The sequence below is a fragment of the Methylosinus sp. shoA genome, assembly GCF_059718125.1.
Genome location: NZ_AP046091.1, coordinates 3,298,729 through 3,322,399, shown reverse-complemented (window position 1 = coordinate 3,322,399; position 23,671 = coordinate 3,298,729). Strand labels below are relative to the sequence as shown.

Annotated in this window: 35 protein-coding genes, 1 tRNA gene, 2 pseudogenes and 1 CRISPR repeat array; of the genes and pseudogenes, 6 read left to right on the top strand and 32 right to left on the bottom strand. The window is 62.6% G+C overall.

Annotated elements, in window-relative coordinates:
- Window positions 1-54 precede the first annotated feature (54 nt).
- Entirely contained in the window at window positions 55-408 is a 354-nt protein-coding gene (gene tnpB, locus AC6IW9_RS15350; protein ID WP_497763765.1) for an IS66 family insertion sequence element accessory protein TnpB, read from the bottom strand.
- Window positions 405-812 carry an IS66-like element accessory protein TnpA gene (tnpA, locus tag AC6IW9_RS15345; RefSeq protein ID WP_497763764.1) on the bottom strand — a complete coding sequence of 136 codons (408 nt, stop codon included), beginning with the start codon at window positions 810-812 and terminating at the stop codon, window positions 405-407. Before tnpA ends, tnpB begins: the two co-directional genes overlap by 4 nt.
- Window positions 813-1,003: 191 nt before the next feature.
- Window positions 1,004-2,293: a CRISPR direct-repeat array (repeat unit 36 nt; unit sequence GTTCTAGCAAAGGGGACGATGCGGTCCAATCGCAAC).
- A gap of 251 nt (window positions 2,294-2,544) precedes the next feature.
- Between tnpA and AC6IW9_RS15340 the strand changes: the two are divergent.
- The 4 genes and pseudogenes from AC6IW9_RS15340 to AC6IW9_RS15325 all read left to right on the top strand — a co-directional run.
- Window positions 2,545-2,905, top strand: a pseudogene (locus AC6IW9_RS15340) (transposase); the annotation flags it as partial.
- Window positions 2,853-3,233, top strand: a pseudogene (locus AC6IW9_RS15335) (IS5 family transposase); the annotation flags it as partial. The pseudogenes AC6IW9_RS15340 and AC6IW9_RS15335, both read left to right, overlap by 53 nt.
- Before the next feature lie 233 nt (window positions 3,234-3,466).
- Window positions 3,467-3,652 carry a hypothetical protein gene (locus AC6IW9_RS15330; RefSeq protein ID WP_497764835.1) on the top strand — a complete coding sequence of 62 codons (186 nt, stop codon included), beginning with the start codon at window positions 3,467-3,469 and terminating at the stop codon, window positions 3,650-3,652.
- A complete protein-coding gene (locus AC6IW9_RS15325; RefSeq protein ID WP_497764833.1) occupies window positions 3,630-4,130 on the top strand; it encodes a hypothetical protein in 501 nt (166 codons plus the stop codon). The genes AC6IW9_RS15330 and AC6IW9_RS15325 overlap by 23 nt, the downstream gene beginning before the upstream one ends.
- A gap of 314 nt (window positions 4,131-4,444) precedes the next feature.
- Here AC6IW9_RS15325 and AC6IW9_RS15320 read toward each other — a convergent pair.
- From AC6IW9_RS15320 to AC6IW9_RS15230, 19 genes are all read right to left on the bottom strand, one after another.
- Window positions 4,445-4,519 (bottom strand) — tRNA-Gly (locus tag AC6IW9_RS15320).
- A 135-nt stretch (window positions 4,520-4,654) separates the two neighbouring features.
- A complete protein-coding gene (locus tag AC6IW9_RS15315) occupies window positions 4,655-5,575 on the bottom strand; it encodes a tyrosine-type recombinase/integrase (protein WP_497764831.1) in 921 nt (306 codons plus the stop codon).
- A gap of 23 nt (window positions 5,576-5,598) precedes the next feature.
- Window positions 5,599-5,973, bottom strand: a complete 375-nt coding sequence (locus tag AC6IW9_RS15310) for a helix-turn-helix domain-containing protein (RefSeq protein ID WP_497772536.1) — start codon at window positions 5,971-5,973, stop codon at window positions 5,599-5,601.
- Window positions 5,970-6,341 (bottom strand): hypothetical protein, encoded by a 372-nt coding sequence (locus AC6IW9_RS15305; protein WP_497764829.1) that lies wholly within the window; start codon window positions 6,339-6,341, stop codon window positions 5,970-5,972. Before AC6IW9_RS15305 ends, AC6IW9_RS15310 begins: the two co-directional genes overlap by 4 nt.
- Window positions 6,338-6,568 (bottom strand): hypothetical protein, encoded by a 231-nt coding sequence (locus AC6IW9_RS15300; protein ID WP_497764827.1) that lies wholly within the window; start codon window positions 6,566-6,568, stop codon window positions 6,338-6,340. Before AC6IW9_RS15300 ends, AC6IW9_RS15305 begins: the two co-directional genes overlap by 4 nt.
- Window positions 6,569-6,597: 29 nt before the next feature.
- Entirely contained in the window at window positions 6,598-6,864 is a 267-nt protein-coding gene (locus tag AC6IW9_RS15295) for a hypothetical protein (protein ID WP_497764825.1), read from the bottom strand.
- A gap of 2 nt (window positions 6,865-6,866) precedes the next feature.
- Complete coding sequence (locus AC6IW9_RS15290) at window positions 6,867-7,142, bottom strand: hypothetical protein (protein ID WP_497764824.1); 276 nt, start codon at window positions 7,140-7,142, stop codon at window positions 6,867-6,869.
- On the bottom strand, window positions 7,139-7,420 hold the full coding sequence (locus tag AC6IW9_RS15285; RefSeq protein WP_497764822.1) for a hypothetical protein: 282 nt from the start codon (window positions 7,418-7,420) through the stop codon (window positions 7,139-7,141). The genes AC6IW9_RS15290 and AC6IW9_RS15285 overlap by 4 nt, the downstream gene beginning before the upstream one ends.
- Window positions 7,417-7,716 (bottom strand): DUF4326 domain-containing protein, encoded by a 300-nt coding sequence (locus tag AC6IW9_RS15280; RefSeq protein ID WP_497764819.1) that lies wholly within the window; start codon window positions 7,714-7,716, stop codon window positions 7,417-7,419. The genes AC6IW9_RS15285 and AC6IW9_RS15280 overlap by 4 nt, the downstream gene beginning before the upstream one ends.
- Window positions 7,717-7,825: 109 nt before the next feature.
- Window positions 7,826-8,239 (bottom strand): ASCH domain-containing protein, encoded by a 414-nt coding sequence (locus tag AC6IW9_RS15275; RefSeq protein ID WP_497764816.1) that lies wholly within the window; start codon window positions 8,237-8,239, stop codon window positions 7,826-7,828.
- Window positions 8,232-8,417: a hypothetical protein gene (locus tag AC6IW9_RS15270; protein ID WP_497764814.1), complete on the bottom strand. Its 186-nt coding sequence runs from the start codon at window positions 8,415-8,417 to the stop codon at window positions 8,232-8,234. Before AC6IW9_RS15270 ends, AC6IW9_RS15275 begins: the two co-directional genes overlap by 8 nt.
- Window positions 8,418-8,612: 195 nt before the next feature.
- Window positions 8,613-10,220, bottom strand: a complete 1,608-nt coding sequence (locus tag AC6IW9_RS15265; protein ID WP_497764813.1) for a hypothetical protein — start codon at window positions 10,218-10,220, stop codon at window positions 8,613-8,615.
- 285 nt (window positions 10,221-10,505) lie between these two features.
- Window positions 10,506-10,634 (bottom strand): hypothetical protein, encoded by a 129-nt coding sequence (locus AC6IW9_RS15260; protein ID WP_497764812.1) that lies wholly within the window; start codon window positions 10,632-10,634, stop codon window positions 10,506-10,508.
- Between the two features lie 2 nt (window positions 10,635-10,636).
- A complete protein-coding gene (locus AC6IW9_RS15255; RefSeq protein WP_497764811.1) occupies window positions 10,637-10,852 on the bottom strand; it encodes a hypothetical protein in 216 nt (71 codons plus the stop codon).
- Complete coding sequence (locus AC6IW9_RS15250) at window positions 10,849-11,691, bottom strand: helix-turn-helix domain-containing protein (RefSeq protein ID WP_497764809.1); 843 nt, start codon at window positions 11,689-11,691, stop codon at window positions 10,849-10,851. The genes AC6IW9_RS15255 and AC6IW9_RS15250 overlap by 4 nt, the downstream gene beginning before the upstream one ends.
- On the bottom strand, window positions 11,691-13,160 hold the full coding sequence (locus AC6IW9_RS15245; protein WP_497764808.1) for an ATP-binding protein: 1,470 nt from the start codon (window positions 13,158-13,160) through the stop codon (window positions 11,691-11,693). The genes AC6IW9_RS15250 and AC6IW9_RS15245 overlap by 1 nt, the downstream gene beginning before the upstream one ends.
- Window positions 13,161-13,272: 112 nt before the next feature.
- The gene (locus tag AC6IW9_RS15240) at window positions 13,273-13,635 is read right to left on the bottom strand and encodes a hypothetical protein (protein ID WP_497764806.1); all 363 of its coding nucleotides are present in this window, start codon (window positions 13,633-13,635) and stop codon (window positions 13,273-13,275) included.
- A 5-nt stretch (window positions 13,636-13,640) separates the two neighbouring features.
- Complete coding sequence (locus tag AC6IW9_RS15235) at window positions 13,641-15,440, bottom strand: ParB/RepB/Spo0J family partition protein (protein ID WP_497764805.1); 1,800 nt, start codon at window positions 15,438-15,440, stop codon at window positions 13,641-13,643.
- The gene (locus AC6IW9_RS15230) at window positions 15,434-15,580 is read right to left on the bottom strand and encodes a hypothetical protein (RefSeq protein ID WP_497764803.1); all 147 of its coding nucleotides are present in this window, start codon (window positions 15,578-15,580) and stop codon (window positions 15,434-15,436) included. Before AC6IW9_RS15230 ends, AC6IW9_RS15235 begins: the two co-directional genes overlap by 7 nt.
- Window positions 15,581-16,190: 610 nt before the next feature.
- Between AC6IW9_RS15230 and AC6IW9_RS15225 the strand changes: the two genes are divergently transcribed.
- Window positions 16,191-16,613, top strand: coding sequence for a hypothetical protein (locus tag AC6IW9_RS15225; RefSeq protein ID WP_497764801.1), 423 nt, complete (start codon window positions 16,191-16,193; stop codon window positions 16,611-16,613).
- Here the strand turns inward: AC6IW9_RS15225 and AC6IW9_RS15220 are convergent.
- The gene (locus AC6IW9_RS15220; RefSeq protein ID WP_497772535.1) at window positions 16,606-17,598 is read right to left on the bottom strand and encodes an ATP-dependent DNA helicase; all 993 of its coding nucleotides are present in this window, start codon (window positions 17,596-17,598) and stop codon (window positions 16,606-16,608) included. The two genes, AC6IW9_RS15225 and AC6IW9_RS15220, sit on opposite strands and share 8 nt — an antisense overlap.
- On the opposite strand from AC6IW9_RS15220, the gene AC6IW9_RS15215 reads away from it, so the two are divergent.
- The gene (locus AC6IW9_RS15215; RefSeq protein WP_497772597.1) at window positions 17,485-17,760 is read left to right on the top strand and encodes a hypothetical protein; all 276 of its coding nucleotides are present in this window, start codon (window positions 17,485-17,487) and stop codon (window positions 17,758-17,760) included. The genes AC6IW9_RS15220 and AC6IW9_RS15215 overlap by 114 nt on opposite strands.
- A gap of 196 nt (window positions 17,761-17,956) precedes the next feature.
- Here AC6IW9_RS15215 and AC6IW9_RS15210 read toward each other — a convergent pair whose 3' ends face one another.
- From AC6IW9_RS15210 to AC6IW9_RS15165, 10 genes are all read right to left on the bottom strand, one after another.
- Complete coding sequence (locus tag AC6IW9_RS15210; RefSeq protein WP_497764800.1) at window positions 17,957-19,084, bottom strand: hypothetical protein; 1,128 nt, start codon at window positions 19,082-19,084, stop codon at window positions 17,957-17,959.
- Between the two features lie 17 nt (window positions 19,085-19,101).
- Window positions 19,102-20,265 (bottom strand): hypothetical protein, encoded by a 1,164-nt coding sequence (locus AC6IW9_RS15205; RefSeq protein ID WP_497764798.1) that lies wholly within the window; start codon window positions 20,263-20,265, stop codon window positions 19,102-19,104.
- A gap of 4 nt (window positions 20,266-20,269) precedes the next feature.
- On the bottom strand, window positions 20,270-21,256 hold the full coding sequence (locus tag AC6IW9_RS15200; RefSeq protein WP_497764797.1) for a PD-(D/E)XK nuclease-like domain-containing protein: 987 nt from the start codon (window positions 21,254-21,256) through the stop codon (window positions 20,270-20,272).
- Window positions 21,253-21,480 carry a hypothetical protein gene (locus AC6IW9_RS15195; RefSeq protein WP_497764796.1) on the bottom strand — a complete coding sequence of 76 codons (228 nt, stop codon included), beginning with the start codon at window positions 21,478-21,480 and terminating at the stop codon, window positions 21,253-21,255. The genes AC6IW9_RS15200 and AC6IW9_RS15195 overlap by 4 nt, the downstream gene beginning before the upstream one ends.
- Before the next feature lie 31 nt (window positions 21,481-21,511).
- Window positions 21,512-22,018 carry a hypothetical protein gene (locus tag AC6IW9_RS15190; RefSeq protein WP_497764795.1) on the bottom strand — a complete coding sequence of 169 codons (507 nt, stop codon included), beginning with the start codon at window positions 22,016-22,018 and terminating at the stop codon, window positions 21,512-21,514.
- 204 nt (window positions 22,019-22,222) lie between these two features.
- Complete coding sequence (locus AC6IW9_RS15185; protein ID WP_497764794.1) at window positions 22,223-22,354, bottom strand: hypothetical protein; 132 nt, start codon at window positions 22,352-22,354, stop codon at window positions 22,223-22,225.
- Window positions 22,351-22,515: a hypothetical protein gene (locus AC6IW9_RS15180; RefSeq protein ID WP_497764793.1), complete on the bottom strand. Its 165-nt coding sequence runs from the start codon at window positions 22,513-22,515 to the stop codon at window positions 22,351-22,353. The genes AC6IW9_RS15185 and AC6IW9_RS15180 overlap by 4 nt, the downstream gene beginning before the upstream one ends.
- 210 nt (window positions 22,516-22,725) lie before the next feature.
- Entirely contained in the window at window positions 22,726-23,106 is a 381-nt protein-coding gene (locus AC6IW9_RS15175; protein ID WP_497764791.1) for a hypothetical protein, read from the bottom strand.
- A 22-nt stretch (window positions 23,107-23,128) separates the two neighbouring features.
- Window positions 23,129-23,359 carry a hypothetical protein gene (locus tag AC6IW9_RS15170; RefSeq protein WP_497764789.1) on the bottom strand — a complete coding sequence of 77 codons (231 nt, stop codon included), beginning with the start codon at window positions 23,357-23,359 and terminating at the stop codon, window positions 23,129-23,131.
- Entirely contained in the window at window positions 23,356-23,670 is a 315-nt protein-coding gene (locus AC6IW9_RS15165) for a hypothetical protein (RefSeq protein WP_497764786.1), read from the bottom strand. The genes AC6IW9_RS15170 and AC6IW9_RS15165 overlap by 4 nt, the downstream gene beginning before the upstream one ends.
- Between the last annotated feature and the right edge of the window lies 1 nt (window position 23,671).

The following is a 23,671-nucleotide window of genomic DNA, read 5'->3' as shown; positions in this document are numbered from 1 at the left end:
GTCACGTCGGCGAATCTATCGCAAGCGAGGCGCCGAATGAAGCCGAAGTTGCGATCAGTTCGCCGCGGTCGGCGTCGCCACGATCCGCTCGCCGACGCGCTTCCAGTTGAGCCCGTCGAATAGAGCTTCGAATTGCACCCGGCTCAATTGCAGGACGCCGTCGCTGATCTGCGGCCAAGAAAAGCGGCTATCGCCGAGACGCTTGTAGACGAGCACGAGTCCGGTTCCGTCCCACAGCAAAATCTTCAAGCGATCCATTCGCTTCGAGCGGAACACGACGATGAGCCCGGAATGCGGATCGAGTCCGAGCTTGTTTTGCACGAGAGCGGCCAGCGCGTCATGCCCGCAGCGGAAATCGACGGGACGCACGGCGAGCACGATCCGCAACCCTTGCGACGGAATGATCACGCGCCGCGCTCCAGCGCCGTCATGATCTCGGCGATGCGCGTCGACGCGGTGTCCTGATCCAGCCGTAACACGACCTTGCCGACGACGATCTCGATCTTCGCATCGCTCTCGTTACGAACGGAGGGCTGCTCGAGCTCGATCTCCACGAACTCCGCGGGACCGTCGGTCACCAGCGCGAGCCGCCCGGTGCGCGCCTGGCGGCGCCACTGCGTCAATTGCTGCGCGCATATCCGATATTTGCGGGCCACGTCGGCGACGCGCGCTCCAGGCGCGAGACTCTCTCGTACGATCCGGCCCTTCAGCTCCTTCGACCACAGCCGATTGCCCGAACGTGAACGACGAAAATCCACACGTCCGACAAATCCTGCGCCAAAAGCCGTTTCGATCGTCGCATTCTCGTTCATCTTCGGATCCTTCCAGAGACATGGCTGTCCCTCAGAAGAATCTCACATCCGAAAATCCTTCCGAACCCGAAGAATCAATGGGGTCGCAACGGCGCTTACTTTTGGAGACATGCACCACAAAATGAAGTTCTAGCAAAGGGGACGATGCGTCCAATCGCAACACCAAGGTCTGGGATGTCGATCGGGATGTCGTTCTAGCAAAGGGGACGATGCGGTCCAATCGCAACGTGATTGAACAAGCGTCGACATACGTAAGAGTTCTAGCAAAGGGGACGATGCGGTCCAATCGCAACAGTCTCGCCTCTCACCACATCCCCGGCGAGGTTCTAGCAAAGGGGACGATGCGGTCCAATCGCAACACGACTGAGCCTCCTTCACGTTATCGACGAGTTCTAGCAAAGGGGACGATGCGGTCCAATCGCAACCGAGCCATTCGGCTTATCGAAACAGGACTGGTTCTAGCAAAGGGGACGATGCGGTCCAATCGCAACGGTGCCCTCAATACAACGTTTATGCGCAACGTTCTAGCAAAGGGGACGATGCGGTCCAATCGCAACGTGCCGCGCTATGGCGAGCGGCCCGGCCAGGTTCTAGCAAAGGGGACGATGCGGTCCAATCGCAACCGCAAGAACACGCCGATGAAGGTGGTGGCGGTTCTAGCAAAGGGGACGATGCGGTCCAATCGCAACTGAGTCAGCGTGAGAATGGGCAGGCCCCTGGTTCTAGCAAAGGGGACGATGCGGTCCAATCGCAACAGGCGCGCGTCATGAGCTATTGCAGATTCTGTTCTAGCAAAGGGGACGATGCGGTCCAATCGCAACTTCAGATAGAATGCGTCTCGCTTCTTTTGCGTTCTAGCAAAGGGGACGATGCGGTCCAATCGCAACCATTCGCCGAGGCGATCCGCGACAAGATCGGTTCTAGCAAAGGGGACGATGCGGTCCAATCGCAACGACTGGCGAGACGACGCGCACGGGCACCGAGTTCTAGCAAAGGGGACGATGCGGTCCAATCGCAACCGTGCCGGTCGCCAGCTCCACGAGCGCGTTGTTCTAGCAAAGGGGACGATGCGGTCCAATCGCAACCGAGCTGGCGATTGGACGCCATCCCGATCGGTTCTAGCAAAGGGGACGATGCGGTCCAATCGCAACGACGCGCGACGACGCCCGAGGAGGGCGCGAGTTCTAGCAAAGGGGACGATGCGGTCCAATCGCAACGCGGCGGAGCGCGTCAGGTTTGTGGCGTCCGTTCTAGCAAAGGGGACGATGCGGTCCAATCGCAACCACCCGTTTCGCCCACTCGAACCATAGCGGGTTCTAGCAAAGGGGACGATGCGGTCCAATCGCAACGAGTCGACGCTCGTAACGCAGATCCCTTTCGTTCTAGCAAAGGGGACGATGCGGTCCAATCGCAACAGTCCATCATGTCGAGGCCATGAGCTGAACGTTCTAGCAAAGGGGACGATGCGGTCCAATCGCAACGAGCGGAACGATATGGTCGAGTTCAGGTGCGTTCTAGCAAATGCGAGTGATTGCTCGCCGCGCCGACGCGGGCGATGTCCTCGCGCCATTCGTCGAGATCGGCGTTTTCTTCATCGCCAGGAAGAGTCGCGCGAGCGTCACTTTCGGGTCGATCTTCCGCCATTGCCAGCGCATCGTTAGTCCATTGCAGACCGTCTTTCCCGTTGAGCGAAAGACCGATGACGTAAGTGATCTTCGAATATGACTTGAGCCGAACGAAGAGCCTGGACGCGCTGCTGCCGGCGCTCTATCTCGCCGGCGTTTCCACCGGCGACTTTCAGGACGTGCTGACAGCATTGCTCGGCAAGGACGCCCCCAATCTCTCGCCGGCGGTGATCTCGCGGCTGAAAGGCGAGTGGGAGGAGGACTATAGCCGCTGGCAGGCGAGGGATTTGGCGGCGAGGCGCTATGTGTATCTCTGGGCCGACGGCGTCTATCTGCAAGCCCGCATGGAGCCGCAGGCGGAATGCATGCTGGTTCTGATCGGCGCGACGCCGGAGGGCAAGAAAGGAGCTGGTCGGCTTTCAGACGGGCATTCGGGAGAGCGCGCAGAGCTGGAAGGAGCTGCTCGTCGCCCGGACAGGCGCATGACCTTCTGGGCGCCGACGCGCTTTTGCCGAGACTTGAGGTCGAGGCGCTGCTCGCCGACAAGGCTTACGACGCCGACGAACGAGTGATTCAACCCTTGCGCGACGCCGGAATAGAACCCGTCATTCCATCAAAGGCCAACCGCAAGGAGCCGCGCTCCTACGACAAAGACCTCTACAAAGCTCGCAGCCTGATCGAAATTTTCTTCTGCAAGCTCAAGCAGTTTCGAGCCATCGCCACACGCTACGACAAGACGGCCCGGAATTTCCTCGCCGCCGTCCACCTCGCCGCGGCCGTCATCTGGCTCAATTGATGACAGGCTCTAGAACTTCTGCACATAGTTCTTCATTGTCGTGTCTGTTGCGATTGGACCGCATCGTCCCCTTTCGCCGATTTCCTGCGCGCCCATGCGGCGCCCGCGCCCGGCCGTCATGTCGGCGTCGACGCGCTCGACGCGCAGTTCCAGCCTATCGCGCGGCTCGGGCGCTGAAGAAGGTCCCGTTTTGGACATTGCGTCGCGCGAGTTTCTACCGGAAAGGAATTGGCTTGCTGGTCGAGCCCGCGCCCGATGGCGGCGTGCTGCTCATCGCGCTCGACGGCGGCGCGCTCACGGTCATTCACGATCCCGAGGGCAGCGCGAACAAAGCCGTTCCGCGCCTTGCTGCCGTAGACGTTCCGCGATCGATGCGCGCCGCCCGAGCCGTTGCAGATGTTCCTCGAGGGCCATTATGAAATCGAGCTTCCGGAATGGGCGCAGCCGGGCGAGATCTATCTCACGAGCGTCTGCGCCCTGATTTTTCCGCAGATGAATCATCCGGAGATCGATGATCCGAATTTTCCGCCCGCGCTCGCGAATGTGATGATCGAAACCGGCAACCATTGGTGCGAGGAAGATTACCGCATCGACGAAGACCCTCTTCTGAATTGGAGGAAAGCCTTCGAATCCACAAAGTCGAGCACGCCACATGCGTTTCTTTCGCCGTCGCTCTTTGCGGCTTTCGAACCGCTGCGAGAGCTTCGCGCGAGCTTGAACGTCGGTGTCATGCCGTCGACAGCGATCGAATTCGGCAAAGCTATATCGCCTGCGATCGTCACGATCGAAGGCCTCCCGAATTTCATCGGCGCCGTCATGCCGATGCGCGGCTTCGACCTCTCGCCCACGCCGGATTTCATCCGCCGACCCACGCCGGCGCCGGAGGAGGGACGATGACCGATCGCGCTCGCGCGGCTTTATCAGACAACCCCGGCGAGCCCCTACAACGCCTGAAATGGAACACGCGCCGGCAGCATATCCGAGGCCGACGACGCCGGCGCGGAGCTCGACGACATCCGCTCCCAAGCCGCCCATTCGCAGACCTCGACGACGGGTCGCTACGTCCGCGGGACGATCGGCAAGAGCCGCAAGGTCGCCCGGCTGCGCGCCGCGCATCGTGCGGAACGCAGCCCGAACCGGGAATAGGGAACGCCTTGGGGAACGCGGAGTTCGCTGGTAGGACGATAAGCTGCTGTCACGTCTCGCGAATTTGGAGCGGGCGAAGGGAATCGAACCCTCGACATACAGCTTGGGAAGCTGTCGTTCTACCACTGAACTACGCCCGCGATCAGCGAGAACCGCCCGGTTTGTATAGGATTTTTCCTCAGCCTGGGCAAGCCAGTGAAGGCCACCGTCGGCAGGAAAAGGAAACGAACGGAGCTTTCGGGAACGGAGAATCCCGCGAAAGTCCCGTTGCTCGTTCACTTCACGTTCTTCTTGGGCGCGGGAGCGTCGAGAGCGGCCTCGACGGGGGCGGCGACCGGGGCGGCCTTCTCCATGGCGGCCCTAAGATCGTCATCCGTGACGTGAGCGTAGCGCATGGTCGTCGTGATCCGGCTGTGACGGAGCATTTTTTGCGCTGCCCCCAGATTGCCAGTGGCGCGCACCAGGCGCGTCGCTGCGGTGTGGCGGATATCGTGCAGCCTGAGATCGGAGGCCGCGAGCCCTGCCGCGCGCCTGGCGCGCCAGAATGCCGTGCCAAGCGTGTCGGGAGCGATCGGGACGCGTGAGCCGAGCTTCCCGCCCCATTTGTGGTGGACGACATAGGTGAAGACGAATTCCGCGTCCCGCCCTTGCTCGCCGCGAAGAATAGCGAGAGCGGCTCCCGGCATCGGCAGCGCGTCGACTCGGTCCCCCTTTCCATGAACGGTGATCCTGCCGCCATCCATGTCGACATCGCCCCAGCGCAACCCGCAGGCTTCCGCCCGCCGCAGACCGGTGATGAGCAAGAATCGCACGATCGAATGAAAGTCCGGGCGCAGCGCGGCGAAGAGCTTCGCCTCCTCCGCCGCGCTAGCCTCTCTAATGCGCTGTTGGGCCTCGGCTAGCTTGTGCTTCCCCCAGTGGATTTTCTGGACGCCCTGGCCCCAGAATTCGCCCGCGCGCAGCAGGATCGCACGGAGCGGCTCTGTGACGGAACGATTGACGGTCGCCGGCGAGACGCCCTCCGCGCGGCGCGTTGCAACGAGCCGTGCGACGATGTTGTTGTCGATCGCGCGGATGAGCGTCTTGTTCCCGATGTTCGTCTGCAGCCAAGCGAGGAATCGCTCAACGTCCTTGGAATCCTTGCGGTGCTGACCCTTTTCGGTCCACCAACGGGTGGACGCCACGGCGAATGTCATCGGCGCGTCGCCGGAGAACTCCTCTACCTCGGACGCTTTGGCCTTGCGGAGCGCTGTGAGCCACTTTTCTGCGTCCCGTCGGTTCGTTGTGCCCGTCGTGCCGCAAAATCGATGACCTCGGATTTGGACGTCATAGAGCCAATCGCCGGCGCCGCCGCGTTGGTAGAGACCTCGGACCTTTGACATACCGTCGTCCGCTGCAGGATGAACGCTTCGATGTCGACCGGCCGGAGCCGGTACGCCGGCCGCTCGGCGAGACCGACGTTGACGAAAGGGATTTTCCCGCCCCGGATCAGCTCGCGCAACTGCCGCTCGGAGATCGAGAGCAGTTCGGCGGCGACGGCGGTGGAGACGAGCGCAGCGGACGGCCCCGAATTATGCGTGGAATCATGGGTCACGGCGCGCCCTCCCGCCACCGCGGAAGGCGCTGCAGATATCCCCGATCATCACAGGTGGGAGAGGCCCCTCCCCCGAGCGCGCGCTCGATCGCTTGGCGCTTGCAGCGCTCCCACGCGGAATCGACGCGCCGCCACATCGCAACCGCGGAGAGACGCGCCGGCGAGCCTCCCTTCAGCTTCCAATACTCGCGGTAGATCGGCTTGCGGGCGACGATGCGCCGGGCGCGGCGTCTGGTGAGCACATAGGCGGCGCGGGCCTCGCGCGAGACGAGCCGCCAGTGCTTCTGGCAAATCCATTCCCGAAAGCCCTTCTCGGCGCTGACCGTCCGCCGGCAGAACGGGACGCAACACGGGAGGCGCGAGGTCATGAGCGCGCCTCGAAATGCGGGCATTTATAGTCGCCGCCGACCTCGTGATATTGCCATTGGACGCCGCATTTCTGGCACGTCCCGAACAGCTCGCTCGTGATCGTCCAGTGCCTGCAATTGCGGGCGATCGGCTCTACCTTTGCGCGCGGAGACGCCTCGAATTTTCCGCGCGCGACGCCGCGTTGGAACGCAGCCTGCTCGAGCGCATCGAGTTCGCGCCGCGTCATGATGACAATTTCCGGGGAAACGCTCGGTATCATGGCGAACACCTCAGCGAATGCGCCATCGCGCCCATGCCGCATTTCTGGCAGACCTGCTCGCCGCCGGAGCCGTCCTCGAATTCCCGCCAACTGGCGAACTCGTGCTCGCACGGGCCGCCGCCTGCGCAATCGCAGTAGCAGCCGCCCGGCGAGACGTGATAGCTGACCTTCGAGCGGTCCCATCCGCGCTCGGCGCATACGGCGTCGAGCAGCTTGGCGATCGCCGCATCGCGCTTGCGGCGGAGCTCGTCGAAATCTGTCATCGTCAATGCCTCGCCGGCGGCCGGAGCTCCGGCCCGTTGATCGTCACATCGGGCGACGGGTCAAACTTCGGCTCGTATCCGAATGTCACCGGCGCGCGCAGTTCGGTCCGATCGACCGAGGCCTTCGGATAGCTGCCGCCTGCGCCGCGCTGGCCGTAGAAAATGAGCGAGACTCCGCATTTCGTGCAGTGGCCCTTGACCTCGATGCTACCGTTGCCCGGCTTGTTTTCGAAGATCGCGACTGCGATAGAGCATGAGAATTCGTGGTGGCACGTCATCTCGGGAAATCCTCCTCGTCCAGCGTCTCGCCCGGTTCGAGCGCGGCAAGCGCGCCGGCGCGAGTGAGGCGGTAGCAAACGTGGCCGCCGGTTGGTGACGGTCCGGGGACAATTGTCGCGGCCCCATTGCGAACCATTGTCAACCACACCGATAGATCGGCATTGTTCTCGCGAGAGACCCATTGGAAGCCGATCAGAGACGGATTTTGTTCGGCGCCATCGAGCCCGAGCGCGTGGCGCGCCAGCTCGCGTTCGCGCGGGGTGAGGGTCGCGGTCACGGCGTCACCTCTTCGCAGACGATAGTTCCATTTGCGATCCTGCCGAGCGTGTCGCAATGACATGGTGCGCAATGCGGACAGCGCACACCGTCGAGCGGCTGTCCGGTCTGCGCATGAAGTTCGCAAAGCCTGCACCAGCAGGCGAGATTGACGTTTTGAAGTTCGGCGCGAGCGGCATCGACAAGGCGTCGCTGTTGCGGGGCGAATCCGAGATAGAGACCCGCCGCGTGACGAGCATCCGCCACAATCGTTCCATACGGGTTTTCCTTGCCGATCCGGAACGGGTTCCCCCCCATTTGCTCGGCCGTGCGCAGTTAACCGCCTGCAGGCCGTTGGTCTCGCGCGAGAGCGCCTGCAAATCGAAGCCCTTGCGACGGGAGAGCTGGAGGCGAACAGGGCGGATTGTCATGCTGCGACCTCGAACTTCGGCTCGAAGAAACCGAGCCGTCCTTTGCAGGGCATGAATGGAAGCGGGCGGGCGTCTCGCAGCACGAAGCCATAGGCGCCGAAGAACCAAGGCGAGTCGGAGCGACTCACGCAATCGACGATCTCGACCTCTCCAACGATCCCGCCACGCGGCAGCTCGTCGAATGCCGGAAACGTCGTCCCTTCGGCGAAAGGCCGCGAGAGCGCGACCTGCCGCGCGGTGTCGAGCCCGTCGCGCCACTCGTATTTCGTCATTCCTTTAGAGGCGTGAATCAGCACGCGCCCGCGAACGCGCGTCGACCAATCGCGGTTCTCGATGTCCTTGCCGAGATGGACAATCGCATAGGCCCAGGGCTGGCGGACGGAGAGAGCGAGGCGCGGGACATCAGCCATTGCCGTGCCCTCTCGCCTCGATCCTCACCACCACCTGCCGTGCGCGCGGCATCCGCCATTTGCGTAGCGCGCGCCGCCACAGGCACGATTCAGCGTCGCGCCGGCATCGTCCGGCGCCGAGGTCGATCGCGTTGGGGGAGGCGCCGCAGCGGGCGCAGAGAGCAAACGCGGCCTTCATGAGCGGGGCTTCGCTGTCACGGCGACAGCATCGACATGACGCTCTGACGTGTCGATGGAATGCGCGGAGTTCGACACGACGAGAACCTTCTTTGCGGCGGCGACTCGTTCTGCATGCGCCTTCCAAGCCGAGCGGATCGCAGGCCGTTCTCTTTCGATAATTGCGCAGATCAGTTCATCGAGCTTGTCGACCTTATCAGGCGTCATTGAACGGCCCCTTCTTCATGTGAGTTTCGACAAACGCCCGCCCCTCTTCCGCTGCAGCAAAGCATTCCGACGCAAGCCGTCGACCATCCGCATCGGTGAGCCGATTGATGATATCCACCGCCTCGGCAAGAGCGCGCTCAGCCTTCCTTAGGTGGTCCGCTGGAAAGAAATGCTCTCCATCATCGAACTTCGAAACTACAGAACGTGCCGCGGTGCATGCTTCATCAAGATCGCGAATACGTTCGCTGTATCTAGGATCAGAGATTCCAAAACTGCGATACGCAGAAAATGCACCAATTAACTGAAGCATCGCTTGCCTCAGCGCTTCTCCAATCACAACGCAGCGGTCCATGGCTGCACTCCGCTCGCGTCGTAGAGCGACTACCTCCTCTTGCAGGGAGACGCAGAGAGCGTCGCGATCAGAGGCGTAATCGACGAACCCGTGAATGCCAGCGATGGCGAATGTCTTCGTCGCGCCATGATCTTTGGCGTCGACCGCCTCAAGCAACCATTGCGGTTCTTTGTGCCATTTGTTTGAGCCGAAGAAGATGCGCGATGGAACGATATCTCTTACGCTGCGGAAGCCTCTCCAGTTCGTGTAGTCTATTTTAAGTGGACGGGCATCGATCATGGCCTTTAGACGCTCAAACACACGCACTGCGTCGAACGCTTCTGCTTGTGCTCGGATATCGGCCCGCTTGCCTCTCTGTTCGATGTCATATTCGATCGTCGCATCATGCAGGTGTGCCCGCTCAAGCTCCAGCGAGTCTGCCTCCGACAATATTGCGGTTGACGCGTCGAGCTTCGCGAGCGCGGCGCGCGCCTGGACAATGACCGTCCACTTCATAGTCTTGAAGTGATGACTCCAATCGTCCCACATCGTTCCGCGATCAACCGCATCACACCAATCGGAAGCAGCCTCGACGATTCCTCCGAGCGCCTCCCGCAGTTCCCCGATCGTCTCGCGCGCCGCGGCGAGGTCTCGTTTCGCCACACGCGCCTGATCTTGTGCTTTCACAGCCTCGACGATCGCTGGAATGGTTGACTCCTTCAGCAGTTCGCATCGCTCATGCAGCACCTTCACTCGCGCATCGGCATCGCGATAATCTTTCCCTGCTTGGTCGAGCCACCGGCGAAGATCGTCGCGCTCTTTTGTCAGTCTTTCTACATCAGCTCGCAAAACAGCGATCTCGTCGCATGCCAGTTTTTCCGAAACGACGTACGCCTTGATGTCGCCATTCAGCCGATCGCGCTCAGTTATGAGTTCCTTGATGCGCTCTCCATCCCGCGCGACAGAGCTATCCATACATGCGCGCTCTTCCTTCAGACGGTCGCGCTCTGCGATCAGCGGAGCGACATCGATCGCATACGCAGCCTTGATATAAGCCATGTATTTCATGCCAGCGCCGCCGTACCATAGGCTATGAGCCGACTTGATTGCCTTTTCGCTCGGCTCAGGCACTTTCAGCGTCTCCGGATCCACCAGCAGCGACGGAATCTTCTCGGCAATCGAGAGGGCATAGGCGCGCTCACCACGCCCGTCCTGGACGAACTCGATCAATTCGTCGATCTCTTCGCGCGTGGGTATCGACGTCATCGTGCTATTCCTTTCTCCGCACAGTATCGATCAGCAATGTCTCTCAGGATACGTTTGGCGTTCACAGCGACCTCATCTGCTCCAGCGCAAAAGGACAAGGCATTTCGAATGCGGCGTTCGAAGTCTGGGTGCTTGTCGAACCCAGTGCGCCGCTCGTACTCAGCGCCGACAAGCGACTCAACCTCGACGCAGAAATCTATCGCTGGGTCTGGATGATGGTTGAATCGTCCAAGACCATTGACATCTCCTCGCATCAGCGCGCGTTGTGCATCTGTCATGATCGCCTCACTCACAATGCCCAATGATCTTCAGCAGTGACATCACGAAGATGATCGCGACAAAGAATATCCCCGAACCCCACTCACTGAGCAGGTCGCAATCGTTACGCCCGGTTTTGTGTTCGTCATCGTTCATGATCAAACGTCCTTCTTTCCATTGCACCGCGGGCAAGGCCGCCCGCGCTTGTCTTTCGCGAGCCCTTCGCTTCGTGACCAGCCGTTGTCGTAGCCGTAGTGTGGGCAACGGAAGTTGACAACGTTGCCGGCGCCATCGTTATCGGCACCGACCACCCGCATCAGCTTCCGCGGCTTCGCGCGTGGTGGCGGCGCGAAGAGGTCGAGTTGCTTGATCATGCTTCACCTCTGCACTTCGGACATCGCACCAGCAGGTCGACGAACGACACCTTTTCGACCTTGCGGATGTCGATCCGAGCGAGATTGTCGATGATGAAAGCGCGCAGATCGGCCGGCTGGATATCCCAGACGTCGCCGCCCTGTTGCGGCAAACGCTTGCTGCCGCGGCGCGCCGCCTTTAGATCGCCGGCGACACACCACGCGGTGACCGTCTTGTTGTTGAGACCAAGGATTCGCGCGACCTGTGTGCCGGACAATGTCGTCCTGGTCGCTCGGCGCGAAAGCTCGAGCCGCTTTGCCCTTACCCTGATCGCTGTTGGCGACCGCATGAAGCCGTGCTCGGCGAAGATTTCGGCGCAGCGGTCGAGATCGTGCAGCGGCGCCTTGCGCATGAGCGCATCTTCGGCCGCCGTCCACGGCGGCTCCTTCTTATGGGCGACCGTCAGTCCGAGTTTGCGCGCCCGCTGCGAAAGCCACCATCTTGGCACATCGAGTTCGGCCGCGAACGCCGCTACGGCGCCGCGCTCGTACAACGCCGGCCAACGGGCGAGGATCATGTCATCGACGTTCGCCGGCACAGGAACGGCCGCCCTCGTCCGCTGCCGACCCTCTCGTCGGAGGCCGAGCTCTCTCGCCTGTCGGTAGATCGACGCCTTGGTCCGCTTCGGCAGCCGCACGCCTGTCGCCGGAAGGCCGCCGGTCGGAAAATATTTCCGCAGGATCTCGTTCTCTTCCTCGGTCCAGAACCGATCGGAATGCTTTCCGGGCACACGAGGCGCGCTCAGGCGCGGCGCATGCTCGCGGCCTTTGCGGAAGGAGACGGGGCGGAGTTCGCTCATCAGGCCATGCCCTTCCCGATGCGGACGGCACGCTGCGCGCCGTCGCCGTCGATATCCAGGGCACCGAACTGGTCGAGAAGCGCGATCGCGCCGGCGATCTCTTCGGCCGTCGCGCCGAGGTGAGAGGCGAGGTCTCCCAATGCGGCGCCGTCTGGCGAGAGCGGCCGCAGCGCCTCGAAAACCTTGCCGGCGAGCGCAAAGGACGGGTCGCGGATGAACTGACGCACCGCCTTCACGCCGGGCGTGATTTCGCCGCGGGTGTCACGATCGCGGGCCGCTGCCTCCGCGAGGCCATCGATATCGAGCAGACGCGCGGCGTCCTCGGCGGCGATCGTCTCCGGGCGCAGCAACGCCGGCGCGGCGCCGCGGTGGCGCGTCTCGATGGGGCCGACCCGAACGACGGCGGGGCTTCGCGAGAATGCGGGGCCCACGGCGACGAAATCGCCGGGCGCCAGCATCGGCAGGCGATCGAACGCGCGGCGCGCATCCCAACCGATCGTCTCGGCCGCGCGGCGGATGTCGAGATCGAGCGTGTTCAATCCGATCAAAAAGGAATGCACTTCGGAGGCGACAGACTTTGCGAGACGCGCCAGGCGCTGTGTCGCCAGCACGCCGGCGAGGCCCCGCTTGCGGCCGCGGCTCATCAGATCCGTGACGGCCGCGATCGCTGCTTTGCGGACATACGTCGACTCCGCGGCCTGCCCGCCGAAAGGCGCGAACAGGTGAGCCTCATCGATGGCGACGAGCGCCGGAGTCCATTGCTCGCGTGGAGCATCGATCAGCGCCGCGAGAAAAGAGGCCACCATTTGCATCTGCCCTTCGCGCTCGAGTTCCGACAAGTCGAGCAGGACAGAGAGGCGATGCTCGCGGACCCGGCGCGCGGCCACTGCGATAGCCGCCGGGTCGAGACGCGCCGCGTCGATGACGGCATAGTTGAAGCGTTCGGCGAGCGACAGGAACTCGCCCTCGGGGTCGATGATGATCTGCTGGATCGCCCCCGCGGTCTGCTCGAGCAGGCGCCGCAGCGTCCACGATTTGCCGGCTCCGGACGCTCCCTGGATCAGGAGCCGGCCGTCGACGAGCTTCCCCGGATCAAGTCCGATCTGCTCCCCGGTGTCGGCGTCGCCGAGGTGGACGTCGCCGGCGCGCAGCTGCGGCATCGGCGGACGGGGCCGTTGCGCGCTCTGCGCAGGCCTCGCCGCGGGAACTCCCTTCTCGGCCGACATCGCGGCGGCGAAGTCGGCTTCGGCGCGTGGGTCCAGACGCATCGTCATCCCTCCTCCTGAGACATCAGGGGGACAGGGTTGCTGATGAGCGCCCGAATTTTCGCGCTTGCATCGCGCAGTTCCACGATGCTGCATTGGGGCCCAACGCCACCGGCCTCGTCGACGATATGGGCGGCGGCCTCTAGTGCCGCATTGCGCGCGCCAACTGCATCCTCGAGCCATCGCAGCCCGAGCCGACGCCATGCCGCTTTCATCTCGCTCTCCGGCATGTCGGCCCAAAGCGGACGCATTAGGCCGTGGCGGTGACGGCGCAGGGCCTCGCCGAGGAGATCGCCGATCGAGCGCTCCTGGAGCATCAGAACTCCTCCCCGTCATCGTCTCCCTGGTCTTCCGGCGCCGAATAGGTGAGCCGCGCCGGCGGCTCGTAGGGCCGGTTGGCCTTCATCACCGTCGCTTCGTCGGTGAGCGAGAACGAGAAGATCGCCGAGCCGCCATAGTAATGCGTCGTCCAGCCGGTCACGACGGTGCGCCGCTTCCCGTCCTCTTCGCCGCTCCATTCCAATTTCGGAACGTCGACGCGCAGCATCTTGGCGCCGAAGCGCTCTTCTTCGCGTGTCCGGCCGGCATGCTGGCGATGGCCGAAAATTTCGACGATGCTCCACTCGAAGCCGTCTTCGATTGCGGAATCGGCGTTCTGAGTTGCAGATTGAGCGTCCATTGTTGTCAGTCCTCGCCTTCATGTTGCGGTTCTGTGGATGGCCGCCGCATCTCCATCGGGGTCCAGCCCTGCTTGCGGGCCGCCTCGGCGCACATCGTCGCGAGCTCGCCCTTCTTTTTCGGGCGGTTGCCGGCCATCGCCCATCCCATCTCGTCGAGGGCGGCATTGCACAGATCGGCGTTCACGCCCTTGAAATAGACCTCGGGGTCGAATGTCTCGCGTGCGGCGCGGTAGAAGTCGTCCGCGGGGAGCGCGTTCAACAGCGCGACCGCTCCTTCGCCGAGCGATTGCCGCGCCGACTGCCGGCGCAGATCGAGCGTCGTCGATACAGCGATTGACAATCGGCTGAGCACAACATCATCGGGGTGAGTCTGTAGATCGGCAAGAATTTCGGCGAAGTCGCGCTGTGCGCCGTTGGAAAGCAGCGCATCGTAGCCGGAACAACGTACCTTCACTGGGCCAATGTCGAAGCTACTCTCCAGGGCGGCGACGATCGCACGCAGCGCCAGGCCCGGGTCATTCTGCAGTGTCTTCGCAGCGGCGATCGTCAGCTGCTCGGACAGCGCCAGGGCGAGCTTGTCGCTGATCGCCGGCTTCTCCGCTACACCTGCGGCTGTGCTCGCGCCGCCGCCAGCGGACGCCTTTTCCTTCTCTTTCTTCGCATCCTTGGGGTTCTGGACGCCATAGGTGATCTCGATGCTTCCGTGATAGGAGACGCCGACGAAACAGCCTGCCATCTTCTTCTGGCGCGGTCCCCAGCGGCGCATCTCCACCGCGGCCCCGATCCTATCGCGCTCCGCTTTCTGGTTCTCGAGCAGCCGATCGTCCTCGTCCGACAGCCCGTCGTCATCCTCGCCGAGTTGTTCGAGGCGAGTGATCTCGGTGTCGAGTTCCTGGGTGCGGGCCTTCTCCTCATCGGTCGGCTTCGCCTTGCCGGTCGGGATCAGGCGCGGCCAATTCCAGCGGTTCGCGACGGTCTCGGCGAGCACTGCAAACGCCCAGCCATCGGCGACGAGCCGGTCGCATTCTCGCTTCAGGCAATCGGCTAGAATCGCCTTAGCGAGCTCCGGATCGCTGACGACAGGCTCATCACCGAAGAGGTCCTCGATCACCGCGCCGCCGGCAGCGCGGTAGGCTTCGAGGCCGATGACTTTGAGGGCTCTGGCGACGTCGCTATTGACGCCGAGCGCCGCCTTGATGTGATCGGGATAGAGCCCATGCTTCTTCTGGAGTTCCTTGAAAACCTTCAGCTGCCGGTCCTGATCGACCGCGAGCGTGAAAGCCTTCGCGGCATCATCACGGACCTCGCCACGCTTCCATGCTTCTCGAATATCCGGGTGCAGCGCGCCGAGCGCTATGCGCCGCTGCACCGTTCGTTCGGTGATTCCGAACCGATCCGCGATCTCCCCCGGCTTCATCGTCTTGGCGAGGTCTGAGAATGCCTCGAACTCGTCGACCTGATGTAGCGGCTCGCGCTCGATGTTTGCCGCGAGCGATGCCTCGCGCATCATGTCGTCGGAAACGGCGCCATCGGATCTGAAAAAGACCGGCACCTCGATGTCTGCTTCGAACTTGCCTTGTTCGACCAACAGCTTGCAGGCCAGGAATCGGCGATCGCCGTCGATGATCTCGGCGAGCTCCTGGTTCTCCGGGTGCTGGCGCACCGCCAAGGGCTGCAACAGCCCCTTCGCCAGGATAGAGGCGGCGAGCGCCGCGGTGTTCGCCGCCTTCTCTGTTTTCCGGACATTGTGCGGACTCATAACGAGCCGAGTGAGCGCAACCATTGTCGTCATAATCGTCACCATCCCTCTTCTTCTGGATAACCGCCGCTATCCGGCTCGCCATCCCACTCCTCGAGGAGTCCGTCCTCGAAGCCTTCTGGATGGTCACGCCAGTCGGGAGGCGGAACATCGCTGTCGGGTGTCCGCTTGGGGTCACGCTTCATGCCCTTCGCTCCCCTTTAGCCCCGCGTTGAGTCCAATGCTGTTCCTGCGATGTTGCCCAGCGGCAGTTCCCTGGCTCATAGTTGCCATCGTTGTCGGGGAAGCGATCAATCGTATGGTTGACCGACGGCCGATCTCCCATGTCGGCAAGGAAGCACTCGAACCCACTCAAGTCCCCATGGCCATTCAGCCAACGATCGCAAATCGTGATCCCACGACCACCGTATCGGACGAAGCTTTTGTGCTTGGTCGACAGGCATCGCTCTTTCATCGATTTCCATGAGCGATAAGTCAGCGACGGACTTGTTGTTCCTCCCTTGGACGACTGCCCATGCCTCTCGTTAGATTTACCTATGGCTTTCGCGCGTTGAGGATTCATACATCCGCACGACGTCACCTGACCCTGTCTCAGGTGCTCGCCCCGAGCCGTGAAGGCGCGTCCGCAATCGCAATCGCACCGATAGATGTATTTTGTTCCGCGCTTTGCGTGCACGGCGATGGCTCGGCAATGACCAAACCGCTGCCCGGATAGATCGATGAACCGACCACGCGCACGCGGGACGCCTTCCGGCCATTGCAACGGATACGGGGCGATGGTCACCGATCTCTCCCTTGTTCTATCAAGACGCCGCAGACCCGCCGCGGGAGCGGGAAGAGCGCGCCCTTGTCGATCGCCCGCAATTTTCGCTCCCGCCTGAACCCGCGCGATTTGATTTTCTGCTTCGGCGCCTGGATCCCATGCGCTGCCATTTTCTGCCGCTTCGCTTTGGCGATGCGCGGGATGTCTTCATTCGCCGTCTTGTTTCCGGCGCATTTCGGATGCGCGACGCCGCGGTTCTCGGGATCATTGCTCCCGCCGAGTCCGAGCGCGCGCTTGTGCTCGTCGATGAACGATCCGAAGATCTTCCCGCCGCAAATGCAGCACCGGCCGCCTTCGCGCTCGAACAGCTTCAACCGCTGCGTCGGTGTCAGCGGTTTGCGCTTCGTCGTTCCGATATCTTCGCGCTCAATCATCGATCCCGCCTGATTAGATAACGACGGTTAACCGCTCGGCCGCGCGCGTGATGGCGGTGTAGCGCCAGCGCTGCGCGTCCTCTCGGAAGGTCGAAGCTTCATCGAAGACGATCACATCGTCCCACTGCGACCCCTGCGCCTTGTGGCAGGTCAGCGCGTAGCCGAACGTGAACTCTTCAGTCCCTTTCTTGTCCTGCCACTTGAGCTCGGCTTCGCGGCCAGACCAAAACTCGTTCTTCACCAGGACCTCGACATGACGTTCTTGCGCGCCTTCGTCATCGGGCCGGACCGTCAGCCGCGTCGCGCCCATCGCCCTGTCGCGCTTTCTCTCTTCGACGACCAACCACAGCGAGCCGTTTAGCAGCCGCTTCTCCTTCGCGTTGCGCAGGCAGACCAGCTTTTCGCCGGGCGTCGGCGCCGCCGCGCTGATCCCTTTGAGCGTCCGGATACGGGCGTTATAGGCGTGCCGGGTCTTGTTCAGCCCGACGAGCACTTGGTCCGCGGCGAGGACGGCTTCCGGCGTCACGTCGGCGCGCGTGATGACGCGCGCCTCACCGAATTCCCCGACATCGAGCCGGCCGCCCTGGCGGACCTTCGTCGCCAGATTGATGATCGGCGACTCCGCGGCCTGCCGATGGACCTCGGTCAGCATGACGTCGGGTTGCGCCTCGGTGAAGAAGCCGGCGCCCTTTACCGGCGGCAGCTGCGCCGGATCGCCGAGAACGAGAATGGGCGTCCCGAATGACAGCATGTCGCGGCCGAGGGCTTCGTCGACCATCGAGCATTCGTCGATGATAACGAGCGCCGCGCCTTTGACCGGAGACTCTTCGTTGAGGACAAAGCGCGGTTCCTCGCGCATCTTGTCCTCTTCGTCGAGCCGATAGATCATCGAATGGATCGTGCTCGCGCCCGTGCAACCCTTCCTGTGCATGACGTGCGCGGCCTTGCCGGTGAAAGAGCCGAACAAGACCTCTCCGTCGACATCAGCGGCGAACTCACGCGCCAAGGTCGATTTCCCGGTGCCGGCATAGCCGAAGAGACGGAAGACCTGCGCCGCGCCGCGGCCGGCCTTCAGCCATCGCGATACGGCCTTGAGCGCTTCGTCTTGCTGCGGACTCCACGTCGTCATGCCGGATACCTTTCCATTCGTTTCGGTCGCTTCGCATAGACGCGTGTGACCCTCGCGCAGTGGAGGATCGTCGCCTCGCGGCCATCGACCTCGAGCTGACACTTGAGGCGTCCGGCATTACTCAAGCGCTCCCCGCCGTCCCTTCCCGTGAAGGTTTGGACATGGAGGAACCCTTTCTCGAGCAGATCGGCGATCGTCGCGCGCTCTACACTTCTCAGAGCCTCTTCCTCGGCGTTCACGCGGCGCCCCCGTTCTTCACGGAGTCGAATCCGTCGAACCACGCCGCGGCGTCGTCGGCGCGATCGACCGCGCGCAGTTCAGGCGGCAAAGCCTTTCGACTCATGCCGTCGCGCGCCGCCTTCGCGCCTACGCCGAACCATGGATTCTCCGAGATCGGATCGGCCGCAGAGTCGGTTCCGGCGCCCACAACATTCGCCCTCCCCTCCTCTGCGGCCTGCGGCGCCGGGCCACCTTTTCCGGCGTCGGTCTCGGCGTTCTGCTGCGTCTGCGCGGAGCTCGCCTGCGTCCCCGGCTTCGTTTCGTCCGCCGACTCATCGGCCAGCGGATTTTTCACGATCTTGTGATCGGACTCCGGCTTGCCGAACATCTCCTCGACGGTCGACTCGCCGTTCTTGATGGCCGAGCGCATTCCTGTGAGCGTGGCAAGATGGTCCAGCGTGATATCGTCAAGCCCTGCGATCCCGAGAGCGGAGAACACTTTGTCGGGCGTTACGTCGTAATGGGCAAAGGCTTTGATTGCGGCATCGCGCCGTTGAACAAGAGTCTTCACGTCGCCCCGAATGACATTTTCGACGGCGAGATAGCCCTTGCGGGCGACACCCTTCGGAATTCCCGCGAGGATTGCGTTGCGGCGCGCGATCGAACATGCGGCTGCGCCGGCGAGCTGGATCATATCGGCGTCGATCCCCTTGCCTCGCTTCGCCTGGATCGTGCGGCGGATGCGCGCTGTCTGCGCGACATTGGTTTCGAGGTCATGGAAGACGCCCTCGGCTTCGACGTAGCGCTCAACCTTATCGACGTGGACCACGCGCGCGCCGATGCGGCAATTCCCCCACTGGCTTGCCATGATCTCCGCGAAGCGGATGGACGGCCCACGGATCGTCTTGCCGCCACGCGGCAGCGCATAGATGCACTCGGCGGCGGTCTCTTCGTCGAGCGTCGCCAAGGTCGTGATGTTGGAAACGGCCTTCTGAATTGATCTCGGGAGCGCGCGTGAGGTCGCGATCTGCTGGTCTATCTCCGCGCGCGCAAGAGACACCGCCAGAGAAGTGCTCGGCTCTATCCCTTCAGAAAGGCCACCATGAACGATCTCGCCGTCCTCTGTGATTGTCACATCGCTCATATGCAATCCTTTCAGATTCAATAGTTGATCTGGACGTTCGGGATGACGCGCTGGGCGATCAGCGTCACGGCCATCTTCGCAGCGTCGGGCGAGAGGCCGAACTCGACGAAGGCGTCCAGGGCGGCATTGTTGATCTTGGCGCGGTGCTCGCGGTCGGCTTCGCGCGCTTCCACCTCCGCCTTCGCCAGAGCCATCTTCTCTTCGAACTCTTGCTTGGCGAATAGCCCGGCGGCTCTCGCGCGCTCCTCCGCCTCCTCGGCCTGCCGGCGCAGCGCGATCTCCCGGCGCTCGGCCGCGAGGCGCTCCTCTTCGGCTTTGAGCGCGGCCTCCCGCTCGCGGCGCGCCGCCTCTTCGCGCTCGGCGCGAGCCTTGGCCTCGATAGCCTCTTTCTCGGCGCGGGCCGCAGCTTCCCGGTGCGCGATCTCTTCGGCCGCCTTGTGCTCTGCTTCCTGCCGGGCGCGGTCCGCAGCCTCGAGCGCAATGCGCTCGTCACGTTCGCGGACCTCGCGTTCGGCCGCCTCCTGACGCAGGCGCGTTAGTTCGGCCTGTTCGGCCTCGCGCTTCTCAGCGGCGACGATGGCGGCCGTCAGGCGCGAGCGGGCGCCGTCCTTCGCGGTCGCATATTCGGCGGCGAATTCTTCGCAGCTCGGGCCGATGACGACGGCCTCAACGTCTTCCAAATCTTTCCGAAGCGCAGAAGCAAAGGTGCTTTGATCGTGACGCGCCGATGTGCCGATGGACTCGATTTTAGCAATGCGGTCCTTGTGTTTGGCGACCCGCGCCTCTTCCGCCTCTTCCCACTTCGTCAGCGGAGCCCGCACCTCGTCCCGCCAAGCGTCGAGCGTGTCGCGGATCATCTTTCGCGCGGCGTCGATCTTTTTCGGGATTTCCTTCTGCGCCGCGGCCAGATCCTTTCCAACCTCCTCGAGATAGGTTTTCGAAGACGATACCCGGCGCGCCATCGCGGCGATCGCCTTGCGCCCCTTCACCGTCTTCACGTCGGCCGAGAAACCGTCGATCTCCGTTCGGATCGCGGCGAGCACCGGATCGACCGCGCCGGCGGTCGTGAAGAAGGCGAGCGCGCGGTCATCGGGGACGGTGAGCGCCAGGGCGCTCCCGTCTTCGAACCGGACGTATTCGGTCGGCAGAAGGATTTCGATTTCGGTGGCGGCAGTGTCCATGGTGTCAGCTCCTGAAGGCCCAATTCGGAAGGTCGTTCACGTCGAGCTCTGAAAGCGACTCGGACAGCACCCACGGGGTGTCGAATCCAAAGCGCGCCGAGAACTCGCGGTAATTCGCCTCCGCCTTCGCGAGCGTCGCGCGCGCCAGATCGAACAGCCCATTGCCGTGCGAGACCGTCGTCCCCCAGGTCAGCGGCGCTCGTTCAGATTGGTAGAATATCCAGACGAAGGCCCACTCGGTGGCTGCCGCCACCTTGCGCAACCATTCCGGGTCGTAATCGCCATGCACCGCGCCAGCGGCAATGAGCTGCGGGATCAGGGCTCGGGCCTCGTCGTAATGGACGGCCTGAACGTCGTATCGGTACTGTGCGATCGAGCGCCGGCAAGCCTCAGGAAAAGCGATCTCGCGAGAGTTCGAGTCGCTCTTGAGGTCGACGACGGCGCGAGACTTCAGATAGTCGAAGCGCGCCTTACGCCGCATACCGTCGCGCTCCCAGAAGATCGAGACCTCCGGCGCGCCTCCGGAGAACGCTTCGCCGATCGTCGGGTTCGCCCGAATGATCGTGCCGGCGAGCATGATGCGATCCCAGTCGGCGCGGACGATGCGGATCTTGCCGGCGGCCTCGATGCGCGCGGATTCGGCCTTCCCCTCCTTCGTCGAGCCGTTGAAGTCCGCCACAGCATAGGCGCGCTCGAATGCCGCTCGGCCTTCGAGGACGAACTTGTGAACGGCGCTTCCGAAGATGCGTGATGGCGTGTCGCGCTTCTCCTTCCGCATCGTATTGTGTGGCGAGTCGAACCAATAGTCCGGCGGCGAATCGGCGAGCTTCTTCATCGAGGTCGAACCCAGCGCCGGATCGGCATGGTAGGCATCCTCGTCGAGCCCGAAGTAGATGCCGGGCGCGAACGGCTCGCGCTTCGGCGCCAGTCCGTCGACGACGGCCGCCGCAGCGGAGCCCAGTGAGGTTTGCGAGAAGGTCGAGATGGTCATGAGCGCAGCTCCTCATAGATCACTTCGGCGACGGCGAGCGCGTTGTAGCTCTTGAATAGGAGCTCGCCTTTGAACACGTCGAACCAGACGATGCCGTAGGTTCCGAGATTTTCCTCGCGACGCTCGATGTGCGTCACGCCGCTATGCCCGGTGATCTCGCACGAAGGGATTTCCCCCTCGCGCATTGGCTCCGGTCCGTAGACTGCTTTGATGATCTTGCTCATGGTTGCTCCTCAGAAATCGCCGTCGTCGCGTTCACGCAACCTTCTTATCGAGCCCGAGCCGTTCGGAGAGTAGCCTCACCGCGTAGCCAACAGCATCCTGCTTGAACTTCTCGTCGACCTGCTTCGTGATCTCCGCCTTCACGGCTTCCGTCTGCTTCTCGACGATCGATCTCACCGCGCGCGTGAAGGCGTTTTCGTCGCTGCTCCACTGCTTCGGTTCATATTTCATATTCGCCGCAATAGCCTTGATGATCTCGGCGCGGAACGTCGTCGGCTCGCTGCGCTGGCCGTATGGCGAGACTGGCGTGAATGTCGCGTTCATGATGTCGTCGATCAGCGTCGGCATTTTCTCTGCCATGACGCTATTGATCTGAGCCGACATGATGCGCCCGAGTTCGCCATCAAGACGATCGTGCAGTCGCTTGTGAAGATCGTTCGAAAGCTTGTCGACGATCTGGCGGCGGATGGACTCCGCCAGCGTTTCGCCATCGCCATATTCGTCACGAAGAATGTCGTTGAGGTCGACCTCGATTTTCATGGTTGTTCCTTTCGATCAGAAGTAGTTGTCGTCGAATTCCGGCGGCTCGTTCGCGTCGATCTCTTCGCAAATCGCGTCATTGATCGCGTCGAGGTTCGCGAGGCAGTCGAACAGCGCGCCAGTCGCTTCGAATGGCGGTGACGTGATTCCGCATAGATACTCCGGCGGCGAAACATCGCGGTAGAGCGCGATGCTCTCGATTTCCTATTCCGGCGGGTCGCCGGGGTCGCCAGGATAGGACGGCGAGCCCATATGCGCGGGCGAGCCGTAGCTCGCCACGCGATAGTCGACGTCGACAACGAAATCGAAGCCCATGAAGTTGAGGCAGACGATCACTCCCCGCACTCCTCATTGACCGCATCGATCTGGACCGAGCCGAGATCGACGACGATCTCCTCGACGATGACGCGATGCTCGGATTCGAGCGTCCTGATGATGCGGAAGATCTCCGCTTCAGCGGCGGCGATCGCCGCGCGCTGGGTGGTGGTGAGAGTCATCTCTGTGCACTCGCGATATTGAGCTCGTCGACCAGTTCGAGCATGGTCATTTCCGACGGCAGCTCCTGGACGACAGAGAGGACGGTGGCCCTCACATTGTCGAAGCTCCGCCGTCTTTGCGGCTCGGCTCGGTGTATTCCGGGTTCGGAGAGGCACGACGTCCGCGCCGCTTCGATCGCCGCCCTTACGTCTTCGCGCATGTCCATGGCGTTACGCCCTCCCATCGCTCGCCTCAGCGGCGAGCGCCCTAGTAAGCACGCCGATTTCGATGCTCGCAGAGGCGGCAAGCGCCGGCAGAATGGCGCGCAGGGCCTCAAGTTCGGCGGCGTATCCTGCGATAAGTTCGTCGCGCTCGCGCTCACCGCGAGCGCGCTCATCATCTACCATGTTGGAGATCAGCTTCTCCGCGAGTGCTTTCTGCTGGTCTGTCACGGTGTAATAGGGTGATGTCGGAACTGAGATACTGCGTGCTATGGCCGAATAGGTGTTCGGTAAGGAGCGAGCCTTGGAGATCGGCGAATAATGATCCGTCCCGGTCAGCTCCCCGATCCGCTTCATGGCCTCAACGAGCTTCTGAATATTCGACATCATCGCTACTCCTCTCGCCTTCGCGTCAGTCGATCAGATCATCCTGAAACGGCTCGATGCTCGCCGCGACGCTTTCAGCCTCGACGATCTCCCCGGCACGCTCCGCGTCGGCTTCATCCTCTTCATCGACCGGATCAACGCGCTGGCAGTTGCGCCCGCCGCAATGCGGGCACTCGGTATGGGTGAGGTTCGATAATGGCCCCATCCAGCGAATGCCGACGCGGCCGCAGAGGTCACAAATCATCGACATCGTCACTCTCCCATCGCCTTCGCAAGTGCCTCTCCGTGACGCAATCCATTCCAATGGTGAGTCGCCCTGAAGTATGTCTCGCCTTCGACGATCGGGAACGCGGCTAGAAGCTTGCAGAGCTTCGTCGGCGGCACATACATCAACAGCCGCCCGTATCCTTCAATCCTGAAATTTCTCTTCGGATATCCGGACGCGACCAGCGTGTCGAAGCGCTCTTTCGTTGCGGCGTCTTTGGTGTATCCGAGGTCGACGATCGGCATCCTTTGACGACCGTCGCGCTCGGCGTAGATGCTTTCCAGCATGAGGCTCTTCGCCATC

What these genes read in the sequence shown, in the direction of transcription:
- tnpA (WP_497763764.1), bottom strand. Translation starts at nt 812, where the DNA reads ATGAACGAGAATGCGACGATCGAAACGGCTTTTGGCGCAGGATTTGTC.
- AC6IW9_RS15325 (WP_497764833.1), top strand. Translation starts at nt 3,630, where the DNA reads ATGTTCCTCGAGGGCCATTATGAAATCGAGCTTCCGGAATGGGCGCAG.
- AC6IW9_RS15315 (WP_497764831.1), bottom strand. Translation starts at nt 5,575, where the DNA reads ATGACATTCGCCGTGGCGTCCACCCGTTGGTGGACCGAAAAGGGTCAG.
- AC6IW9_RS15305 (WP_497764829.1), bottom strand. Translation starts at nt 6,341, where the DNA reads ATGACCTCGCGCCTCCCGTGTTGCGTCCCGTTCTGCCGGCGGACGGTC.
- AC6IW9_RS15300 (WP_497764827.1), bottom strand. Translation starts at nt 6,568, where the DNA reads ATGACGCGGCGCGAACTCGATGCGCTCGAGCAGGCTGCGTTCCAACGC.
- AC6IW9_RS15295 (WP_497764825.1), bottom strand. Translation starts at nt 6,864, where the DNA reads ATGACAGATTTCGACGAGCTCCGCCGCAAGCGCGATGCGGCGATCGCC.
- AC6IW9_RS15290 (WP_497764824.1), bottom strand. Translation starts at nt 7,142, where the DNA reads ATGACGTGCCACCACGAATTCTCATGCTCTATCGCAGTCGCGATCTTC.
- AC6IW9_RS15280 (WP_497764819.1), bottom strand. Translation starts at nt 7,716, where the DNA reads ATGGGGGGGAACCCGTTCCGGATCGGCAAGGAAAACCCGTATGGAACG.
- AC6IW9_RS15275 (WP_497764816.1), bottom strand. Translation starts at nt 8,239, where the DNA reads ATGGCTGATGTCCCGCGCCTCGCTCTCTCCGTCCGCCAGCCCTGGGCC.
- AC6IW9_RS15270 (WP_497764814.1), bottom strand. Translation starts at nt 8,417, where the DNA reads ATGAAGGCCGCGTTTGCTCTCTGCGCCCGCTGCGGCGCCTCCCCCAAC.
- AC6IW9_RS15265 (WP_497764813.1), bottom strand. Translation starts at nt 10,220, where the DNA reads ATGACGTCGATACCCACGCGCGAAGAGATCGACGAATTGATCGAGTTC.
- AC6IW9_RS15260 (WP_497764812.1), bottom strand. Translation starts at nt 10,634, where the DNA reads ATGAACGATGACGAACACAAAACCGGGCGTAACGATTGCGACCTGCTC.
- AC6IW9_RS15255 (WP_497764811.1), bottom strand. Translation starts at nt 10,852, where the DNA reads ATGATCAAGCAACTCGACCTCTTCGCGCCGCCACCACGCGCGAAGCCG.
- AC6IW9_RS15250 (WP_497764809.1), bottom strand. Translation starts at nt 11,691, where the DNA reads ATGAGCGAACTCCGCCCCGTCTCCTTCCGCAAAGGCCGCGAGCATGCG.
- AC6IW9_RS15245 (WP_497764808.1), bottom strand. Translation starts at nt 13,160, where the DNA reads ATGGCGTCGGCTCGGGCTGCGATGGCTCGAGGATGCAGTTGGCGCGCG.
- AC6IW9_RS15240 (WP_497764806.1), bottom strand. Translation starts at nt 13,635, where the DNA reads ATGGACGCTCAATCTGCAACTCAGAACGCCGATTCCGCAATCGAAGAC.
- AC6IW9_RS15235 (WP_497764805.1), bottom strand. Translation starts at nt 15,440, where the DNA reads ATGGTGACGATTATGACGACAATGGTTGCGCTCACTCGGCTCGTTATG.
- AC6IW9_RS15230 (WP_497764803.1), bottom strand. Translation starts at nt 15,580, where the DNA reads ATGAAGCGTGACCCCAAGCGGACACCCGACAGCGATGTTCCGCCTCCC.
- AC6IW9_RS15215 (WP_497772597.1), top strand. Translation starts at nt 17,485, where the DNA reads ATGGATCGTGCTCGCGCCCGTGCAACCCTTCCTGTGCATGACGTGCGC.
- AC6IW9_RS15210 (WP_497764800.1), bottom strand. Translation starts at nt 19,084, where the DNA reads ATGAGCGATGTGACAATCACAGAGGACGGCGAGATCGTTCATGGTGGC.
- AC6IW9_RS15205 (WP_497764798.1), bottom strand. Translation starts at nt 20,265, where the DNA reads ATGGACACTGCCGCCACCGAAATCGAAATCCTTCTGCCGACCGAATAC.
- AC6IW9_RS15200 (WP_497764797.1), bottom strand. Translation starts at nt 21,256, where the DNA reads ATGACCATCTCGACCTTCTCGCAAACCTCACTGGGCTCCGCTGCGGCG.
- AC6IW9_RS15195 (WP_497764796.1), bottom strand. Translation starts at nt 21,480, where the DNA reads ATGAGCAAGATCATCAAAGCAGTCTACGGACCGGAGCCAATGCGCGAG.
- AC6IW9_RS15190 (WP_497764795.1), bottom strand. Translation starts at nt 22,018, where the DNA reads ATGAAAATCGAGGTCGACCTCAACGACATTCTTCGTGACGAATATGGC.
- AC6IW9_RS15180 (WP_497764793.1), bottom strand. Translation starts at nt 22,515, where the DNA reads ATGACTCTCACCACCACCCAGCGCGCGGCGATCGCCGCCGCTGAAGCG.
- AC6IW9_RS15175 (WP_497764791.1), bottom strand. Translation starts at nt 23,106, where the DNA reads ATGATGTCGAATATTCAGAAGCTCGTTGAGGCCATGAAGCGGATCGGG.
- AC6IW9_RS15165 (WP_497764786.1), bottom strand. Translation starts at nt 23,670, where the DNA reads ATGGCGAAGAGCCTCATGCTGGAAAGCATCTACGCCGAGCGCGACGGT.